This window comes from Sphingomonas sp. HF-S4 (assembly GCF_032911445.1).
Classification (GTDB): Bacteria; Pseudomonadota; Alphaproteobacteria; order Sphingomonadales; family Sphingomonadaceae; genus Sphingomonas; species Sphingomonas agrestis.
The window spans coordinates 3088116-3102735 of the sequence record NZ_JAWJEJ010000001.1 but is presented as its reverse complement, the minus strand read 5'-3'; the positions used below and the strand labels follow the sequence as shown (position 1 = coordinate 3102735).

Annotated in this window: 12 protein-coding genes; 1 reads left to right on the top strand and 11 read right to left on the bottom strand. The window is 67.2% G+C overall.

The window, feature by feature from the left end; all coding sequences use genetic code 11:
* Window positions 1-63: 63 nt before the first annotated feature.
* From ftsH to RZN05_RS14115, 8 genes are all read right to left on the bottom strand, one after another.
* Window positions 64-2037 carry an ATP-dependent zinc metalloprotease FtsH gene (ftsH, locus tag RZN05_RS14150; protein WP_317227247.1) on the bottom strand — a complete coding sequence of 658 codons (1974 nt, stop codon included), beginning with the start codon at window positions 2035-2037 and terminating at the stop codon, window positions 64-66.
* Between the two features lie 81 nt (window positions 2038-2118).
* A complete protein-coding gene (tilS, locus tag RZN05_RS14145) occupies window positions 2119-3165 on the bottom strand; it encodes a tRNA lysidine(34) synthetase TilS (RefSeq protein ID WP_317227246.1) in 1047 nt (348 codons plus the stop codon).
* Complete coding sequence (locus RZN05_RS14140; RefSeq protein WP_317227245.1) at window positions 3143-4072, bottom strand: YbgF trimerization domain-containing protein; 930 nt, start codon at window positions 4070-4072, stop codon at window positions 3143-3145. The genes tilS and RZN05_RS14140 overlap by 23 nt, the downstream gene beginning before the upstream one ends.
* A 76-nt stretch (window positions 4073-4148) precedes the next feature.
* Window positions 4149-4967, bottom strand: a complete 819-nt coding sequence (locus tag RZN05_RS14135) for a helix-turn-helix domain-containing protein (protein ID WP_317227244.1) — start codon at window positions 4965-4967, stop codon at window positions 4149-4151.
* 110 nt (window positions 4968-5077) lie between these two features.
* Window positions 5078-7354: a phosphoenolpyruvate--protein phosphotransferase gene (ptsP, locus tag RZN05_RS14130; protein WP_317227243.1), complete on the bottom strand. Its 2277-nt coding sequence runs from the start codon at window positions 7352-7354 to the stop codon at window positions 5078-5080.
* 54 nt (window positions 7355-7408) lie between these two features.
* The gene (locus RZN05_RS14125) at window positions 7409-8071 is read right to left on the bottom strand and encodes a hypothetical protein (RefSeq protein ID WP_317227242.1); all 663 of its coding nucleotides are present in this window, start codon (window positions 8069-8071) and stop codon (window positions 7409-7411) included.
* A 245-nt stretch (window positions 8072-8316) separates the two neighbouring features.
* A complete protein-coding gene (locus tag RZN05_RS14120) occupies window positions 8317-10575 on the bottom strand; it encodes an NADP-dependent malic enzyme (RefSeq protein ID WP_317227241.1) in 2259 nt (752 codons plus the stop codon).
* Between the two features lie 176 nt (window positions 10576-10751).
* Window positions 10752-11189: an Lrp/AsnC family transcriptional regulator gene (locus RZN05_RS14115; protein ID WP_317227240.1), complete on the bottom strand. Its 438-nt coding sequence runs from the start codon at window positions 11187-11189 to the stop codon at window positions 10752-10754.
* A 153-nt stretch (window positions 11190-11342) separates the two neighbouring features.
* Here RZN05_RS14115 and RZN05_RS14110 point away from each other — a divergent pair, with 153 nt between their 5' ends.
* Window positions 11343-12398 (top strand): ornithine cyclodeaminase, encoded by a 1056-nt coding sequence (locus RZN05_RS14110; protein ID WP_317227239.1) that lies wholly within the window; start codon window positions 11343-11345, stop codon window positions 12396-12398.
* Here RZN05_RS14110 and RZN05_RS14105 read toward each other — a convergent pair.
* Genes RZN05_RS14105 through RZN05_RS14095 form a run of 3 tightly spaced genes read right to left on the bottom strand, consistent with a single transcriptional unit; the run spans window position 12395 to window position 14581 of the window.
* Window positions 12395-12859 carry a GNAT family N-acetyltransferase gene (locus RZN05_RS14105; protein ID WP_317227238.1) on the bottom strand — a complete coding sequence of 155 codons (465 nt, stop codon included), beginning with the start codon at window positions 12857-12859 and terminating at the stop codon, window positions 12395-12397. The genes RZN05_RS14110 and RZN05_RS14105 overlap by 4 nt on opposite strands.
* 4 nt (window positions 12860-12863) lie before the next feature.
* Entirely contained in the window at window positions 12864-13634 is a 771-nt protein-coding gene (locus RZN05_RS14100) for an ABC transporter permease (protein WP_317227237.1), read from the bottom strand.
* Complete coding sequence (locus tag RZN05_RS14095) at window positions 13631-14581, bottom strand: ABC transporter ATP-binding protein (RefSeq protein WP_317227236.1); 951 nt, start codon at window positions 14579-14581, stop codon at window positions 13631-13633. Before RZN05_RS14095 ends, RZN05_RS14100 begins: the two co-directional genes overlap by 4 nt.
* Window positions 14582-14620 lie beyond the last annotated feature (39 nt).

The window sequence follows — 14620 nt, the reverse complement described above, 5'->3', positions numbered from 1 at the left end:
GAAAAGCCCTCCCGCGATCACTCGGGGGAGGGCTAAACGTGACGCGTTTAACGTCAACTGAACTCATGCACCTTGCGGGGTGGGATTGCCGAACGGACCCTTGGGCTTGCGGATCTTGGGGATCGAGGTGCCCGCCGCGGCGACCGGCGCCGCCTTCGCGCCGGGATCCTCGCGGCCCATGTCCTCGCCCGCGATCAGCCGCTTGATCTCCTCGCCGGTCAGCGTCTCGTATTCGAGCAGCGCCTGCGCCAGCGAGTGGAGCTGGTCGACATGATCGGTCAGTACCTGCTTGGCGCGGTTGAGCCCGCCCTCGACCAGCTTCTTGATCTCGCCGTCGATGAGCTGCGCGGTCTCGTTCGACATCGGTGCCGCGCGGCTGCCGCCATATCCCAGATAGCTCTGCTCATCCTCGGCATATTCGAGCGGACCGACCGCTTCGGACATGCCCCATTTGGTGACCATCGAGCGCGCCAGGCGCGTCGCCGACTGGATATCGGACGAGGCACCCGAAGACACGCGATCATAGCCGAAGATCAGTTCCTCGGCGACGCGGCCGCCCATCGCGATCGAGAGATGCGCATACATCTGGTCGCGGTGCATGGAGTTCTGGTCGCGTTCCGGCAGGCGCATCACCATGCCCAGCGCGCGGCCGCGCGGGATGATCGTCGCCTTGTGGATCGGGTCCGAAGCCGGCTCGTGCATCGCGACGACGGCATGGCCGGCCTCGTGATACGCGGTCATCCGCTTCTCGTCCTCGGTCATGAGCATCGACTTGCGTTCGCTGCCCATCATGACCTTGTCCTTGGCGTCCTCGAATTCGCTCATCGCGACGAGGCGCTTGCCGCGGCGGGCCGCAAGCAGCGCCGCCTCGTTGACGAGGTTGGCCAGATCGGCGCCCGAGAAGCCTGGCGTGCCGCGCGCGATCACGCGCGGATCGACGTCCGGCGCCAGCGGCACCTTCTTCATATGGACCTGGAGGATCTTGACCCGGCCTTCGATGTCCGGACGCGGCACCACGACTTGGCGGTCGAAGCGGCCCGGACGGAGCAACGCGGGATCGAGCACGTCGGGGCGGTTGGTCGCCGCGACGATGATGATGCCTTCATTCGCTTCGAAGCCATCCATCTCGACGAGGAGTTGGTTGAGCGTCTGCTCGCGCTCGTCATTCTGGTTGCCGAGACCCGCGCCGCGCGAACGGCCGACCGCGTCGATCTCGTCGATGAAGACGATGCACGGCGCCGATTTCTTGGCCTGCTCGAACATGTCGCGGACGCGGCTCGCGCCGACGCCGACGAACATCTCGACGAAGTCCGAACCCGAGATCGTGAAGAAGGGCACGCCCGCCTCACCCGCGATCGCGCGGGCGAGCAAGGTCTTGCCGGTGCCGGGCGAGCCGACGAGCAGCGCGCCCTTGGGGATCTTGCCGCCCAGGCGGGCGAACTTGGTCGGGTCCTTGAGGAACTCGACGATCTCCTGAAGCTCTTCGCGCGCCTCGTCGATGCCTGCCACGTCATCAAACGTGACCTTGCCTTCCTTCTGGGTAAGCAGCTTGGCGCGGCTCTTGCCGAAGCCCATCGCGCCGCTGCCCGAATTCTTCTGCATCTGGCGCAGTACGAAGAAGGCGATTCCGAGGAAGAGCAGGAAGGGGAGCGACTGATAGAGGATATAGAACCAGACCGAGGGCTGCTCCTCGGGGCGCGCATTGATCGCGACGCCCTTCTCGCGCAGCGTCGAGATCAGCTGCGGGTCGCTCGGCGCGTTGGTGCGGAACTTGGCGTCGCTGGTGAGCGTGCCCGAAACCGTGCTGGTGCCCGCAGAGCCCGCGGCGATGTTGACCGACTTGACTTCGCCGGCCTGCACCTTGTCGAGGAACGCCGAATAGGACATCGCATCGCCCGCGGCCGCTCCGGTCGGACGATCGAACATCGTCACGAACAGCGCCAGCGCGGCAAGGATGCCCACCCAGATCAGGAGGCTCTTCATCCAGGGATTGCCGCCGCCGTTTTCGGGACCCTGCGGCTTGTTGTTGTCGTTCATATCGAGCTCGAACCCTTTCGCCCAACCTAGATAGGCACGCCCAGGTTAATGGCAATGGAACAACGGACCCGCGCGGGCCGATCAGTGCGATCGACGCGCCGGAGCTGGGCTGAAACGCCATTCAGCACGTTTCGCTGCGGCTTTCACCCCCGCAATCGTACCGGTGCCGCCCGATTGCAGCGTGGCGACGAGCCTGTCGAGGCTGTCTCCACGAAGGGAAGGGGGCGCAGGGAAAGACGGCCCTTCCTCTTCCTTCCCCAAGCGGACGCAATCGATCGCCCGCTCGACCAACCGTCGCAGCAATTCATAGGGCAAGCCCGCAGGATCGAGCCGCACTAGGCCCGCTTCGACCTGCGTCCGCGCCACCCACTCCCGCTCCGCCGCCCATTCGAGCGCATCCTCGGCATGGCGCAGGTTGCGCGCCGCCAGCGCCAGCCGGTCGGCGGGCAGCTCGGGCGATTCGGCAAGCAGCCGCCGCATGCGGGCGCGATCGTAGCGCGGGTCGCGGTTCGATGGGTCCTCCACGGGCACGATCCCCGCCGCGGCAACGATCGCTTCCAGCTCGGCACGCGACCAGCCGAGCAGGGGCCGGATCAGCGTGGCGCCGCCCAACGACCGTGTCGCGGGCATCGCCGCCAGGCCGCCCACGCCTGCACCTCGCCGGGCGCGCATCAGCAAGGTTTCGGCGACATCGTCCCGTTGGTGCGCGGTGGCGATCCAGCCGGCGCGCTCCGCCGCCCAATCGGCGAGCAAGGCATAGCGCAACGCCCGCGCGCTATCCTGAAGGTTGCCCTCGGAAACCGTGCCAGTGAGAATGTCATGCGGCACGCCGAGCTGGGCGCAGATCCCGGCGACGAACGCGGCCTCTTCCGCCGCCTCGGCACGCAGCCCGTGATCTACGGTCGCGGCAACCACCTTGCCTGGGAACGCGGCATGCGCCAGCAGCAGTAGCGCCAGGCTGTCAGGCCCACCCGACACCGCGACGCCCAACCGAAAATCCTGCCCCGGCGGGCCATCCGACCCCGTACTCTCTCCTGGGGAGGAGCAGAGCGCTTCCGCCTCGCGCCGAAACCGCTCGACCACTTCGGGGTCGAGCGTCACCAGCTCACTTGCACTTCTGCGCGACACGTCCCTCGGCGACGCCGGCCTTCATCTCGGCGGAAAGCTGCGGGCCATACAGCTGGTCGAGCTCGGTATACACCTTGCAGACCTCGCTGGCCGGCTTCTTGAGCTTGGTCAGCGCCTGCGCCAGATAATAGAGGCTGTCCGCCGCGCGCTCGCCATTGGGGTTCTTCTTGTAGTTCTCGTAGAACGCCACCGCCGCGAGGCTGGGCGCGCCCGAATCGAGATAGGCGCGGCCGAGCAGGTTCTGCGAATAGCTTGCCCGGCGATGCTGCGGGTACTTGGTCGCCACCGCCTCGAGCTCGCGGCGCGCCTCGGGATACAGCTTGGCCGACCACAGGCGGAAGCCATAGGTATAGCCGTCCTCGGCGGGATCGCCGCTATTGGGCTTCTGGATCGCCGCGACCTGCTGCGCGCGCGTGCCGGTCGGCTTGGGCGTCGCGGTCTCGGCGGGCGGGCGCGTCGGGCGGGCCGGCGTCTCGCCGAGATCGACCGGCGCGATCACCGGGCCGCCGGTGCCGACGCTCGACGCGCCGTCCTCGAGCGCCTTCAGCCGCGCATCGGTCGAGCGCTTATAGGCATTGAACGCCTCTTCGAGCTGGCGCAGCCGATACTGGCCCTGCTCGACCTGGCCGGTCATCGACGTCACCTGATTCTCGAGCGCGGCGACGCGCTGGGTAAGGTCGCTGAGCGCGCTGCCCGCGGGCGTGCCGGGCGCGTTGACGTTGGTCTCGGGGACGATCTGCGGCTCGAGCGTCTGCCCGGCGCCGCCCGGAAAGACCTTGCGCTGCACTGCGCGCATCTCCCGCTCGAGCCGGTCGACCCGGCCTTCGATCGCGGTCGACTGGGCATGCGCGACGCCCGTCCCGGCGACAAGGGCGGACAGAGCCGCGGCGGCCATCAGAATACGCATTGGGTCACACCCCCCGGTGCTGGATCTTGGTAAACATCGCGCCGGTATAGCTGACACGGCGCACCTGTCGCCAGCCTTAAGGCGTTGCCGTCGCGTTGCCGGCGGCAGGCGGGGTCGCCGGCGCGGCGGGCTGACCGCGCGCCTGGAGCGCCGCGGCACTGACCTCGGTCTCGACGGTCTGGACGCCGGTGCCGAGCGGCGCGATCTGCGAACCGTTGAGCAACACCTGGATGCGGTCGGGGCGCCCGGTACGCACGCGCGGGCGATCGGCGTCGGCGGGAACGTCGTAGCGCTCGCCCGCCGCCATCTCCTTCTCGAACAGCCGCTTGCCGTTGGCGTCGTTGATGCGCAACCACACGGTGTCGGTCGCGACCAGCGTCACTTGCCCGCCGGTCACCGGCGCCGGCGCGGCCGTATTGCCGGGTTCGGTCGCCGTCACGTTTTCGATCGGTGCCGCCTCGGTCGCCGGCGCGCCGCCACGGAACCAGTCGGTCCCGTACCAGACCGCCGCGCCGATCGTCACCAGCAGCGCCAGCACCACGCCCAGCGCAACGATCCCCGTCGGCGGCGTGCGCGAGCGCTCGTCGAAATCATAGGCCGGGGGCGGGGCAGGGCGCTCCGGCCGATCGCCCAGCTCGCCGCGCAACTGGGTGGCCAGCGCGACTTCGTCGGCGCCCACGGCACGCGCGTAGGAACGCGCAAACCCCATCGCATAGGTCACCGAAGGGAGGCTGGCGAAATTGCCCTGCTCGATCGCCTCGAGATGCCGCTGCGGGATGCGCGTGCGGCTGGCGATCTCGCTCAGCTCGAGCTTCTGCGCCTCGCGTGCCGCCCGCAGCTTCTCGCCCACGGTCGCGGGTAACAGCGTGGCGTTGTCGGCGGTGTCGCCTTCCATACTCTAACCTCCGGCGGAAGGGTTGCGGCCCCGGGGAACTCCCGCCTTTCGGGGGGTGTCCCCCACGGCGCAGCGAGTGTCAACGCCGCTGCAGCAAATCCGCCGAAAGATCAGGCCAGTTCGACCGAATGCTCGGTAGCCCAGGCGGTCAGCGTCTCGCGCAGCGAACCGCGCGGATCGGCGAGCAGCCCCGCCATCGTCGCGACCAGCGGCGCGCGGTCCAGCGAGCGGACCATTGCCTTGATCGGCCCCACTGCGGCGGGGGTGATCGACAGCCGGTCGATGCCAAGCCCGATCAGCGCCATCGCCTCCAAGGGGCGCCCGCCCATTTCGCCGCACACCCCCACCGGCACGTCGGCCGCATGGCACGCGTCGGTGACGCGCTTGAGGAAGCGCAGGATCGACGGGCTCAGCCAGTCGTAGCGCAGCGCCAGCTTGGGATGCGCGCGATCGGCGGCGAACAGGAACTGGGTCAAATCGTTGGTGCCGATCGACAAAAAGTCGATCCGAGGCAGAAGCAGATCCAGAACTTCGGCGAGCGCCGGCACTTCGAGCATCGCGCCATAGCGGATCTCGGTCGGCATCTTCTTGCCCCGCGATGCCAGCCAGGCGCGTTGCGCCTCGAATAGCTCGCGCGCCGCGTCGAACTCCCAGGGCTCGGAGACCATCGGGAACATGATGTTGAGCGTCCGCCCGGCGCCTGCCTCGATCAGCGCGCGCGCCTGCGCCTTCATCAGGCCGTCGCGGTCGAGCGCGAGCCGGAGCGCGCGCCAGCCCATCGCTGGATTCTCCTCGTCGCCATCCTCGTCATGGTTGAGATAGGGCAGCGCCTTGTCGCCGCCGATGTCGACGGTGCGGAACGTGACCGGGCGGTCGCCCGCGGCTTCGAGCACGTCCTTGTACAGCCGGCGCTGCGCCTCGCGCTGGGGCAGGGTGGCCGATACGAGGAACTGGAATTCGGTGCGGAACAGCCCGATCCCGTCGGCCCCGGTCAGGTCGAGCGCCGCCAAGTCGTCGCGCAGCCCGGCATTGACCATCACCGTGACGCGGTGCCCATCGGTGGTCACCGGCACTTCGCCGCGCAACTGCGCGAACGCCGCGCGGCGCTTCTGGCTGAGCACCAGCTTCGCTTCGAACGCCTCGACCATCGCCGGGCTCGGGCGGATGAACAGGCTTTCCTCGCCGGTATCGAGCAGCAGCATGTCGCCCTCGGCAACCAGCTTGCGAATGTCGCGGACGCGGCCGAGCACCGGCACACCCATCGCCCGCGCGACGATCGTGACGTGCGCGGTGAGCGAGCCTTCCTCCAGGATCACGCCCTTCAATCGCCGCCGGTCATATTCGAGCAACTCGGCAGGTCCCAGGTTGCGCGCGATCAGGATCGAATCGTGCCGCAGCCCCATCTGCGCCGCAGTACCGAGCTGGCCCGAGACGATGCGGAGCAGCCGGTTGGAGAGATCCTCCAGGTCGTGCATCCGATCGCGGAGCAGCGCGTCATCGATCTCGCGCATCCGCTGGCGGGTGCGCTGCTGGACGCGCTCGATCGCCGCCTCGGCGGTAAGGCCGCTGTCGATCGCCTCGTTGATCCGCCGCGACCAGCCTTCGTCGTACGCGAACATCTTGTAGGTCTGCAGGACCTCGTCATGCTCGCCGCCGCCGCCGAATTCGGCCTGGCTTGCCATGCGCTCGATCTGGTCGCGCATCTTGTCGAACGCCGCATAGACGCGGTGGCGCTCGACTTCGACATCCTCGGCGACGGTATGCTCGATCATGATGCGCGGCTGGTGGAACACCGCGACCCCGGCCGCCATGCCCTCGACCAGCTTGAAGCCATGCGCATGCGCAGCCGCGGTCGGTTGCGGCCGGGTCGATCCGCCGCCCGCTGCGTCGATCAGATCGGCGTTGGCGATCAGCTCCGACAGCACCATCGCCACGGTCTGCAGCGCTTCGATCTCGACATCGGCATAGCGCCGCGGCTCGACATGCTGGACCGCGAGCACACCCACTGCGCGCTCGCGGTGGATGATCGGCACCCCGGCAAAGCTGTGGAAGCGGTCTTCCCCCGTTTCGGGGCGATAGACGAAGTCGGGATGCGTCGCCGCCTCGTCGAGATTCAAGGTCTCGACATTCCCGGCGATCGTGCCGACCAGGCCCTCGCCCAGCGCCAGCGTAGTGACGTGGACCGCCTCCTGCGCCAGCCCCCGCGTCGCGAACAGTTCGAGCAGCCCTTCGCGCAGCAGATAGATCGAGCAGACCTCGCTATCCAGCGCCGTGCCGATGATCTCGACCACCGAATTGAGCTTGGACTGCGCAGGCAGCTTTTTGGCCATCACGTCGTGAAGGCGGGTCAGGATCTCGCGGGCGGACGCAGCGGCGGTAAGGGCCATGCCCTCGCGCTAACAGATTGCGCGCGCCCGCGCCATTGCCCCTGGGGGCAATCGTTACGGAACCAGCGCGCGCAGCTCCTGCGACGCCGGTGCGGCCGATGCGACCTGCACCGGCGCACGATCGCCGCGCTGCCATGCGGCATATTCGACGCGATAGGTTTCGTAAGCGCGATAGAAATCGGTGAACGGCGCTTCGAGCAGCGGTAGTGACTCGGCGGCGAAATCGGCGAACTGGATCGCGTTCACCGTCGCGGCGCGGGCGAGCACTTCGCGCGCCGACTGGCAGAACGCGTCGTGCCCGGTCGGCTGCGCGAAGAAATTATAGACCCGCGTCATCTGGCGGTCGTGGGCATCTTCCCACTCCGCGCTGTGGCGTGCGCGGTACAGGGCCTTCACCCCAGTGTCGGCCGCCGCGAGCGGCTCGCGCTGGTCGCGCAGCAGCCGGTTGTACGCAGCGACGGTCGCGGCCTCGGCAGCATCGCGGCAGCCGAGCGCGGCGACGTTGAGCGCAGCGCGGACGTGCCAGCTGGCCTCATCGCGGCCGAGGTCGCGATTGGGCGTGGCATAGCGGCCCAGCGTATCGCGCGACGGGATCATCTGGTTGGGCGCGGCCCCCGCGGGGGGTGTCGGCGGCGCGTCGCGAAACTGTGCGGCGGCGGGCGATGCGGCCAGGACCAGGCCGCAAAGGGACGAAAAGACTCGCGCGGAAAGCTGCATCGGAACCACCCTGGCGGAGCGCGTGGAAAGTCACGCATGGGCCGCTCCTTCATTATAGAGAGGCCGCAAAATCAGCCGGTTGGCTGGCGGTTCCGTTAAAATACTTGCAGTGCTTTAAGAGATTCGAAAGGCGTCAGGAGGGGGCGTGACGCTTGCGCTCCTGACACCATCGGATGCGCAGGTGCGGCTGATGTAGTCGAATTTTTCCGGTGTCCTTCTCGAGGTCTGCTCGGGAAGAATTGCGTTCACCGCGCAATTCCGCCCGCAGCCAGCACCGCCAGCGTCACCAGCTCGCTCGCGGTCGCGGTCATCGGCGCGATCTGGACCGGCTTCTCCATCCCGATCAGCATCGGCCCGATCATCGAATCGCCGCCCAGCTCGCGGAGCAGCTTGGCCGAGATGTTGGCCGACTGGAGCCCCGGCATGATCAGCACGTTCGCCGGGCCCGAGAGCCGCGCGAACGGGTACTTCGCCATCTGGCGCGGATTGAGCGCAACGTCGGGCGACATCTCGCCTTCATATTCGAATTCCACCGAGCGCTCGTCGAGCAGCTTGATCGCGCCGCGGACATTGTCGAGCCAACGTCCCTCGGGGTTCCCGAAGTTCGAATAGCTGAGGAACGCGACGCGCGGCTCGTGCCCCATCCGCCGCGCGACCTGCGCGGTGCCCTCGGCGATCGCGGCGAGTTCGTCGGCGGTAGGCCGCTCGTTGACGGTCGTGTCGGCGATGAACACGGTGTGCGACTGGCCGACCAGCACATGGATGCCGAACGCCGTCCGCCCTTCCTCGTAATCGATCACGCGTTTGATCTGGCGCATCGTCTCGGCATAGGTGCGCGTCACGCCGGTGATCATCGCATCGGCCTCGCCGAGCTGGAGCAGCAGCGCGCCGAAGATGTTGCGGTCGCGGTTGACGATCCGCTCGATGTCGCGGCGCAGATAGCCGCGGCGCTGGAGCCGCCCGTAGAGGAACTCGACCATCTTGGGCACCAAAGGCGAATTGACGCTGTTGTGCAGCTCGAAATCGTCCGGATTGGCGCCGAGCTTCTGGAGCCGCTCGTGCACCGATTCGCGCCCGACCAGCACCGGGGTGCCGTACCCGCCCTCCTTGAACGCGATCGCCGCGCGCAGCACGACTTCTTCTTCGCCCTCGGCGAAGATCACCCGCTTGGGGTTGGCCCGCGCGCCCTCGTACGCGAGGCTGAGCACCGACGTGGTCGGGTTGAGGCGTGCCCGGAGCGACTGGCGATATGCTGCCATGTCGACGATCGGCTTGGTCGCCACCCCCGAATCCATCGCCGCCTGCGCCACCGCGGCGGGGACCAGCTCCATCAGCCGCGGATCGAACGGCGCCGGGATGATGTAATCCGGGCCGAAACTGTGCTGCGTGCCATAGGCGGCCGCGACTTCCTCGGGCACCTGCTGGCGCGCCAATTCGGCGAGCGCGCGGGCGGCGGCGATCTTCATCGCGTCGTTGATCGTCGTCGCGCGAACGTCGAGCGCGCCGCGGAAGATGAACGGGAAGCCGAGCACGTTGTTGACCTGGTTCGGATAGTCCGAGCGTCCGGTGGCGATGATCGCGTCTGGCCGCGCCGCCTTGGCAAGCGGCGGGCTGATCTCGGGATCGGGATTGGCCATCGCGAAGATGATCGGGTTCGGAGCCATCGTCTTGAGCAATTCGGGCGGCAGCGAATTGGCGGAGGCGAGCCCCAGGAACACGTCCGCGCCGTCCAACGCCTCGGCGAGCGTGCGCTTGTCGGTGGCGACGGCATGCGCCGACTTCCACTGGTTCATACTCTCCTGCCGGCCCTGGTAGATCACGCCGGAGAGGTCGAGCATCAGCAGATTGTCGTGCGGCAGCCCCATCGCCTTGATCAGCTCGGCGCACGCGATCGCCGCGGCGCCCGCACCGAGCATCACGACCCGGGTGGTCTTGAATTGGCGCCCGGTGAGGTGGAGCGCGTTGATCAGCCCCGCCGCAGCGATGATCGCGGTGCCGTGCTGATCGTCATGGAACACCGGGATGTTCATGCGTTCCCGGAGAGTCTGCTCGATCACGAAGCATTCGGGCGACTTGATGTCCTCTAGGTTGATGCCCCCGAAGCTAGGCTCCATCAGCTCGATCGCGTCGATCAGCCGGTCGGCGTCCTCGGTCTTCAATTCGATATCGATCGAATCGACGTCGGCGAAGCGCTTGAACAGCACCGACTTGCCTTCCATCACCGGCTTCGATGCCAGCGCGCCGAGATTGCCGAGCCCGAGGATCGCGGTACCGTTCGAGATGACTGCAACCAGATTGCCCTTGGCAGTGTAGTCATAGGCAAGCGCCGGATCCTCGGCGATCGCGCGCACCGGCACCGCGACGCCCGGCGAATAGGCCAGCGCCAGGTCTCGCTGGGTCGCCATCGGCTTCGACGCGATGATCTCGATTTTCCCCGGCCGTCCCTCGGAATGATAGAGAAGCGCCTCGCGCTCCGAAAACTGGACGTTCGATTCTTCCGACATGCGTCTCTCCTGATCTCCATCCTTTAGGTGCGGCATACGGGGGGGGCAACATGTGGAATAGCGTCAACCGCATAGCGGAATGATAGCGCTATCACTTCCGGCTTCAATTGCCACGCCTCAGTCACTCGGCGACCCGTCGCACGGGGCGCTAGCCGCGCTTCTGAACTTCGATCGCCTCAGACCGACGACAGCAGGATGCTCGTCTCGCTGTTGAGCACGCCGTCGATCGTGCGCACTTCGCGCAGGACGCGGTCGAAATCGGCGAGGCTCTCGGCGCGGATCTCTGCGACCAGGTCCCAGCCGCCATTGGTGGTGTGGAGCGTGTGCAACTCCGGCAGCCCCTTGAGGCTGCGGATCACCGCGCTGGTCGATCGCCCGGCCACTTCGACCAGCATCACCGCCCGGACGGTGTTGGGATTGGCTTCCCGTGCCCGGACGGTGAAGCCCAGGATCACGCCCTCATCGACCAGCCGCGCGAGGCGCTTCTCCGCGGTCGCGCGCGACACGCCGATACTCGTCGCGATCTGCGAGACGGGTTTCCGGGCATTGGCGCGCAGCTCGGCGATCAGCCGACGGTCGACCGCGTCCAGCGCGAGGAGGGGTTGCTCGGCCATGCGACCGCGATACCCAGCTATGGGCTTCGAGACAATACAAACCGCCTAACCGGACTTCGCAATTTGTCTATTCAACTCCGCAAAATTCTTCATTTCGGGTCTTTCGCTTGGCAAGCCGACGCCGCGATTATTCGTCCAGCAGTGGAGGCGAGCATGCGTTTGGTCGAAGTCAATCATGTGGTGGAACTGATCGCGGCACGCGGGCTGGAGGCAGTGCTCGTCGATCTCGCAGCGCGTATCGAGGCCGATTACCGCCGCTGGGCGGAGTTCGACAAGTCGCCGCGCTACGCCGCGCATTCGCCCGACGGCGTGATCGAGCTGATGCCGATCGCCGATGCCGAGCATTTCGGCTGCAAGTACGTCAACGGCCACCCCGCCAACCAGGCCAAGGGGCTGCAGACCGTCACCGGCTTCGGCATCTGGGCCGATGTCGCGACCGGCTATCCGCTGATGATCGCCGAGATGACCCTGGTCACGGCGCTTCGCACCGCGGCGATGTCGGCACTGGCGGCGCGCCATCTCGCGCGGTCCAGTCCGCGACGGATGGCGCTGATCGGGCTCGGCGCGCAGTCCGAGTTCCAGGCCGTCGCGTTCAAGGCGATCCTGGGCGTGCAGGAAATCCAGGCCTATGACGTCGACGACGCCGCAGCGCGGAAATTCGCCGCCAACATGCAGGGCAGCGGCATCCGCGTGCGCATCGCGGCTTCGGCCGGCGAAGCGATCGAGGGCGCCGACATCGTCACCACGGTGACCGCCGACAAGCGGCTGGCGACGGTGCTTTCCGACAACATGGTCGGCGCGGGCATCCACATCAACGCCGTGGGCGGCGACTGCCCGGGCAAGACCGAGCTCCAGGGCGCGATCCTCGAGCGCTCGCGCGTGTTCGTCGAATATGAGCCCCAGACGCGCATCGAAGGCGAGATCCAGCAGATGCCGGCCGACTTCCCCGTGACCGAGCTATGGCAGGTGATCGCCGGCGAGGCCGAAGGGCGCCGCACGCCCGACGAGATCACGCTGTTCGATTCGGTCGGCTTCGCGATCGAGGATTTCTCGGCGCTGGGCTATCTCTACGACGCGACCGCCGAGCTCGGGCTGCACCGCGAGATCGACCTTCTCGCGCGCCCGACCGATCCGCGCGACCTCTATGGCATGATCGCGCGCCGCGAGGCCGAGCCGGTCCGGCCGCGGATGACGCTCGTCGCGGGCTAGTCGAGCACCCGCCGCATCAGGTGGCATTCCGCGTCGTAGCCGGGCCCGGCCTGAGCGAAACCGTGCCGTGCCCAGAAGCGATCGGCACCGCCCACCGCGGTCAGCGTAATGTCGGGGAGCCCGAGCGTGCGGGCCTGGGCGATCACCAGGTCCAGCGCCGCCCGGCCTGCACCGCTCCCGCGCGCCGAGGGCAGCAGCGCGATGTCGTGCAGATAATAGCTGTCGGCGTCGGCCGGCAGCGCGTGGAGCAGCGCGCCAAGCGCGGGCGGGCTGTCGCGATGCCAGGGATGGCCGATCAGGTAGCCGGCCAGATCGTCCTGGATCAGCACCCGACATCCCTCGGGATATAGCGCCAAGCGCTCGGCATAGACCGCCACCGGCTCGGTGTAGCGCCCGTGCACCGCGTCGGAGATCACCGCCACCGCGGCGAGATCGTCCGCCTGCATCGGCCGCCACGCCATCCGGCTAGTTCTTGAGCCGATAGCCGGTGCGGAAGATCGCGACGATCAGCCCGAGGCACAGTGCCAGGAACAGCGCGGTCATCCCCAGGCTCAGCCCGATATCGACATCGCTCCGGCCGAAGAAGCTCCAGCGGAAGCCGCTGACCAGATAGACGACGGGATTGAACATGCTGATCGTCTGCCACGGCTCGGGCAGCCGGCTGATCGGGTAGAAGGCGCCGCCCAGGAAGGTGAGCGGCGTGATCAGCAATGCCGGCACGAAGTTCAATTGCTCGAACCCCTTGGCCCAGACGCCGATGATGAAGCCGAACATCGAGAAGGTGATGGCCGTGAGCAGCAGGAACGCGACCATCGCTGCCGGGTGCTCGATGCGCAGCGGCGTGAACAGCATCGACGTGGCGAGGATGATCAGCCCGATCACCACCGATTTGGTCGCCGCCGCGCCGACATAGCCGACCACCAGTTCGAACGGCGAGATCGGCGCCGACAGCAGCTCGAACACCGTGCCGGTGAATTTGGGGAAGTAGATGCCGATCGAGGCGTTCGCCACGCTCTGGGTGAGCAGCGTCAGCATCATCAGGCCGGGCACGATGAAGCTGCCATATTGAGCGCCATCGAAGCTTGGCATCTGGCTGCCGATGCCGGCGCCGAACACGATGAAATAAAGCGACGTGGTGATCACCGGCGTCGCGACCGACTGCCAGAGCGTGCGCAGCGCCCGCGCCATCTCGAACCGGTAGATCGCCCAGATGCCGTAGAAATTCACGCCGGTCATGCCGCGGCTCCCTGGTTCGCGGTTTCGCGGTGTTCGACAAGATCGACGAAGATGTCTTCCAGGCTCGACTTGGAGGTGTCGAGGTCCTTGAAGCCGATCCCCAGTTCGGCGAGTTTCCGGAGCAGCGAGGGGATGCCGGTGCGCTCGGCCTGCGCGTCGAAGGTGTAGCGCAGCCGATGGCCTTCATCGGCCAGCGTAAGGTGCCATTCCTCGAGCCCGGCGGGCACTTGCGCAAGCGGCTCGACCAGCGCCAGGTCCATCTCGCGCTTGCCGAGCTTCTTCATCAGCGCGGCCTTTTCCTCGACGAGGAGCAGCTGTCCCTTGTTGATCACCCCCACGCGATCGGCCATTTCCTCGGCCTCTTCGATATAGTGGGTGGTGAGGATGATCGTGACGCCGCGCTCACGCAGCTTGCCGATCATCGTCCACATGTCGCGCCGCAGCGACACATCGACGCCCGCAGTGGGCTCGTCGAGGAACAGGATGTCGGGCTCGTGGCTCAGCGCCTTGGCGATGAGCACGCGGCGCTTCATGCCCCCCGACAATTCCATGATCTTGGAGTTGCGCTTGTCCCACAGCGAGAGGTCGCGCAGCACCTGCTCGGTGTGCGTGGGATCGGGCGCCTTGCCAAACAGCCCGCGGCTGAAGCGCATCGTCGCGGCAACGGTCTCGAACATGTCGACCGAGAGTTCCTGCGGCACCAGCCCGATCAGCGACCGTGCCTGGCGCGGATGGCGGATCGCGTCGTGTCCGTCGACCAGGATCGTCCCCGAGCTCGGCGTGACGATTCCGCAGATGATGCTGATCAGCGAGGTCTTGCCCGCGCCATTTGGCCCGAGCAGCGCGAAGATCTCGCCGCGGCGGATTTCGAGGTCGACATGGTCGAGCGCCTTGTGCCCGGAAGCATAGGTCTTGCTTACCTGGGTAAGCGACAAAATCGATGGCATTCGGGATGGCCCCCAGAACGGAACGGAGCCGTTACGTAG

Coding starts and splice junctions, on each gene's coding strand:
- ftsH (WP_317227247.1), bottom strand. CDS start 2,037: ATGAACGACAACAACAAGCCGCAGGGTCCCGAAAACGGCGGCGGCAAT.
- RZN05_RS14140 (WP_317227245.1), bottom strand. CDS start 4,072: ATGCGTATTCTGATGGCCGCCGCGGCTCTGTCCGCCCTTGTCGCCGGG.
- RZN05_RS14135 (WP_317227244.1), bottom strand. CDS start 4,967: ATGGAAGGCGACACCGCCGACAACGCCACGCTGTTACCCGCGACCGTG.
- ptsP (WP_317227243.1), bottom strand. CDS start 7,354: ATGGCCCTTACCGCCGCTGCGTCCGCCCGCGAGATCCTGACCCGCCTT.
- RZN05_RS14125 (WP_317227242.1), bottom strand. CDS start 8,071: ATGCAGCTTTCCGCGCGAGTCTTTTCGTCCCTTTGCGGCCTGGTCCTG.
- RZN05_RS14120 (WP_317227241.1), bottom strand. CDS start 10,575: ATGTCGGAAGAATCGAACGTCCAGTTTTCGGAGCGCGAGGCGCTTCTC.
- RZN05_RS14115 (WP_317227240.1), bottom strand. CDS start 11,189: ATGGCCGAGCAACCCCTCCTCGCGCTGGACGCGGTCGACCGTCGGCTG.
- RZN05_RS14110 (WP_317227239.1), top strand. CDS start 11,343: ATGCGTTTGGTCGAAGTCAATCATGTGGTGGAACTGATCGCGGCACGC.
- RZN05_RS14105 (WP_317227238.1), bottom strand. CDS start 12,859: ATGGCGTGGCGGCCGATGCAGGCGGACGATCTCGCCGCGGTGGCGGTG.
- RZN05_RS14100 (WP_317227237.1), bottom strand. CDS start 13,634: ATGACCGGCGTGAATTTCTACGGCATCTGGGCGATCTACCGGTTCGAG.
- RZN05_RS14095 (WP_317227236.1), bottom strand. CDS start 14,581: ATGCCATCGATTTTGTCGCTTACCCAGGTAAGCAAGACCTATGCTTCC.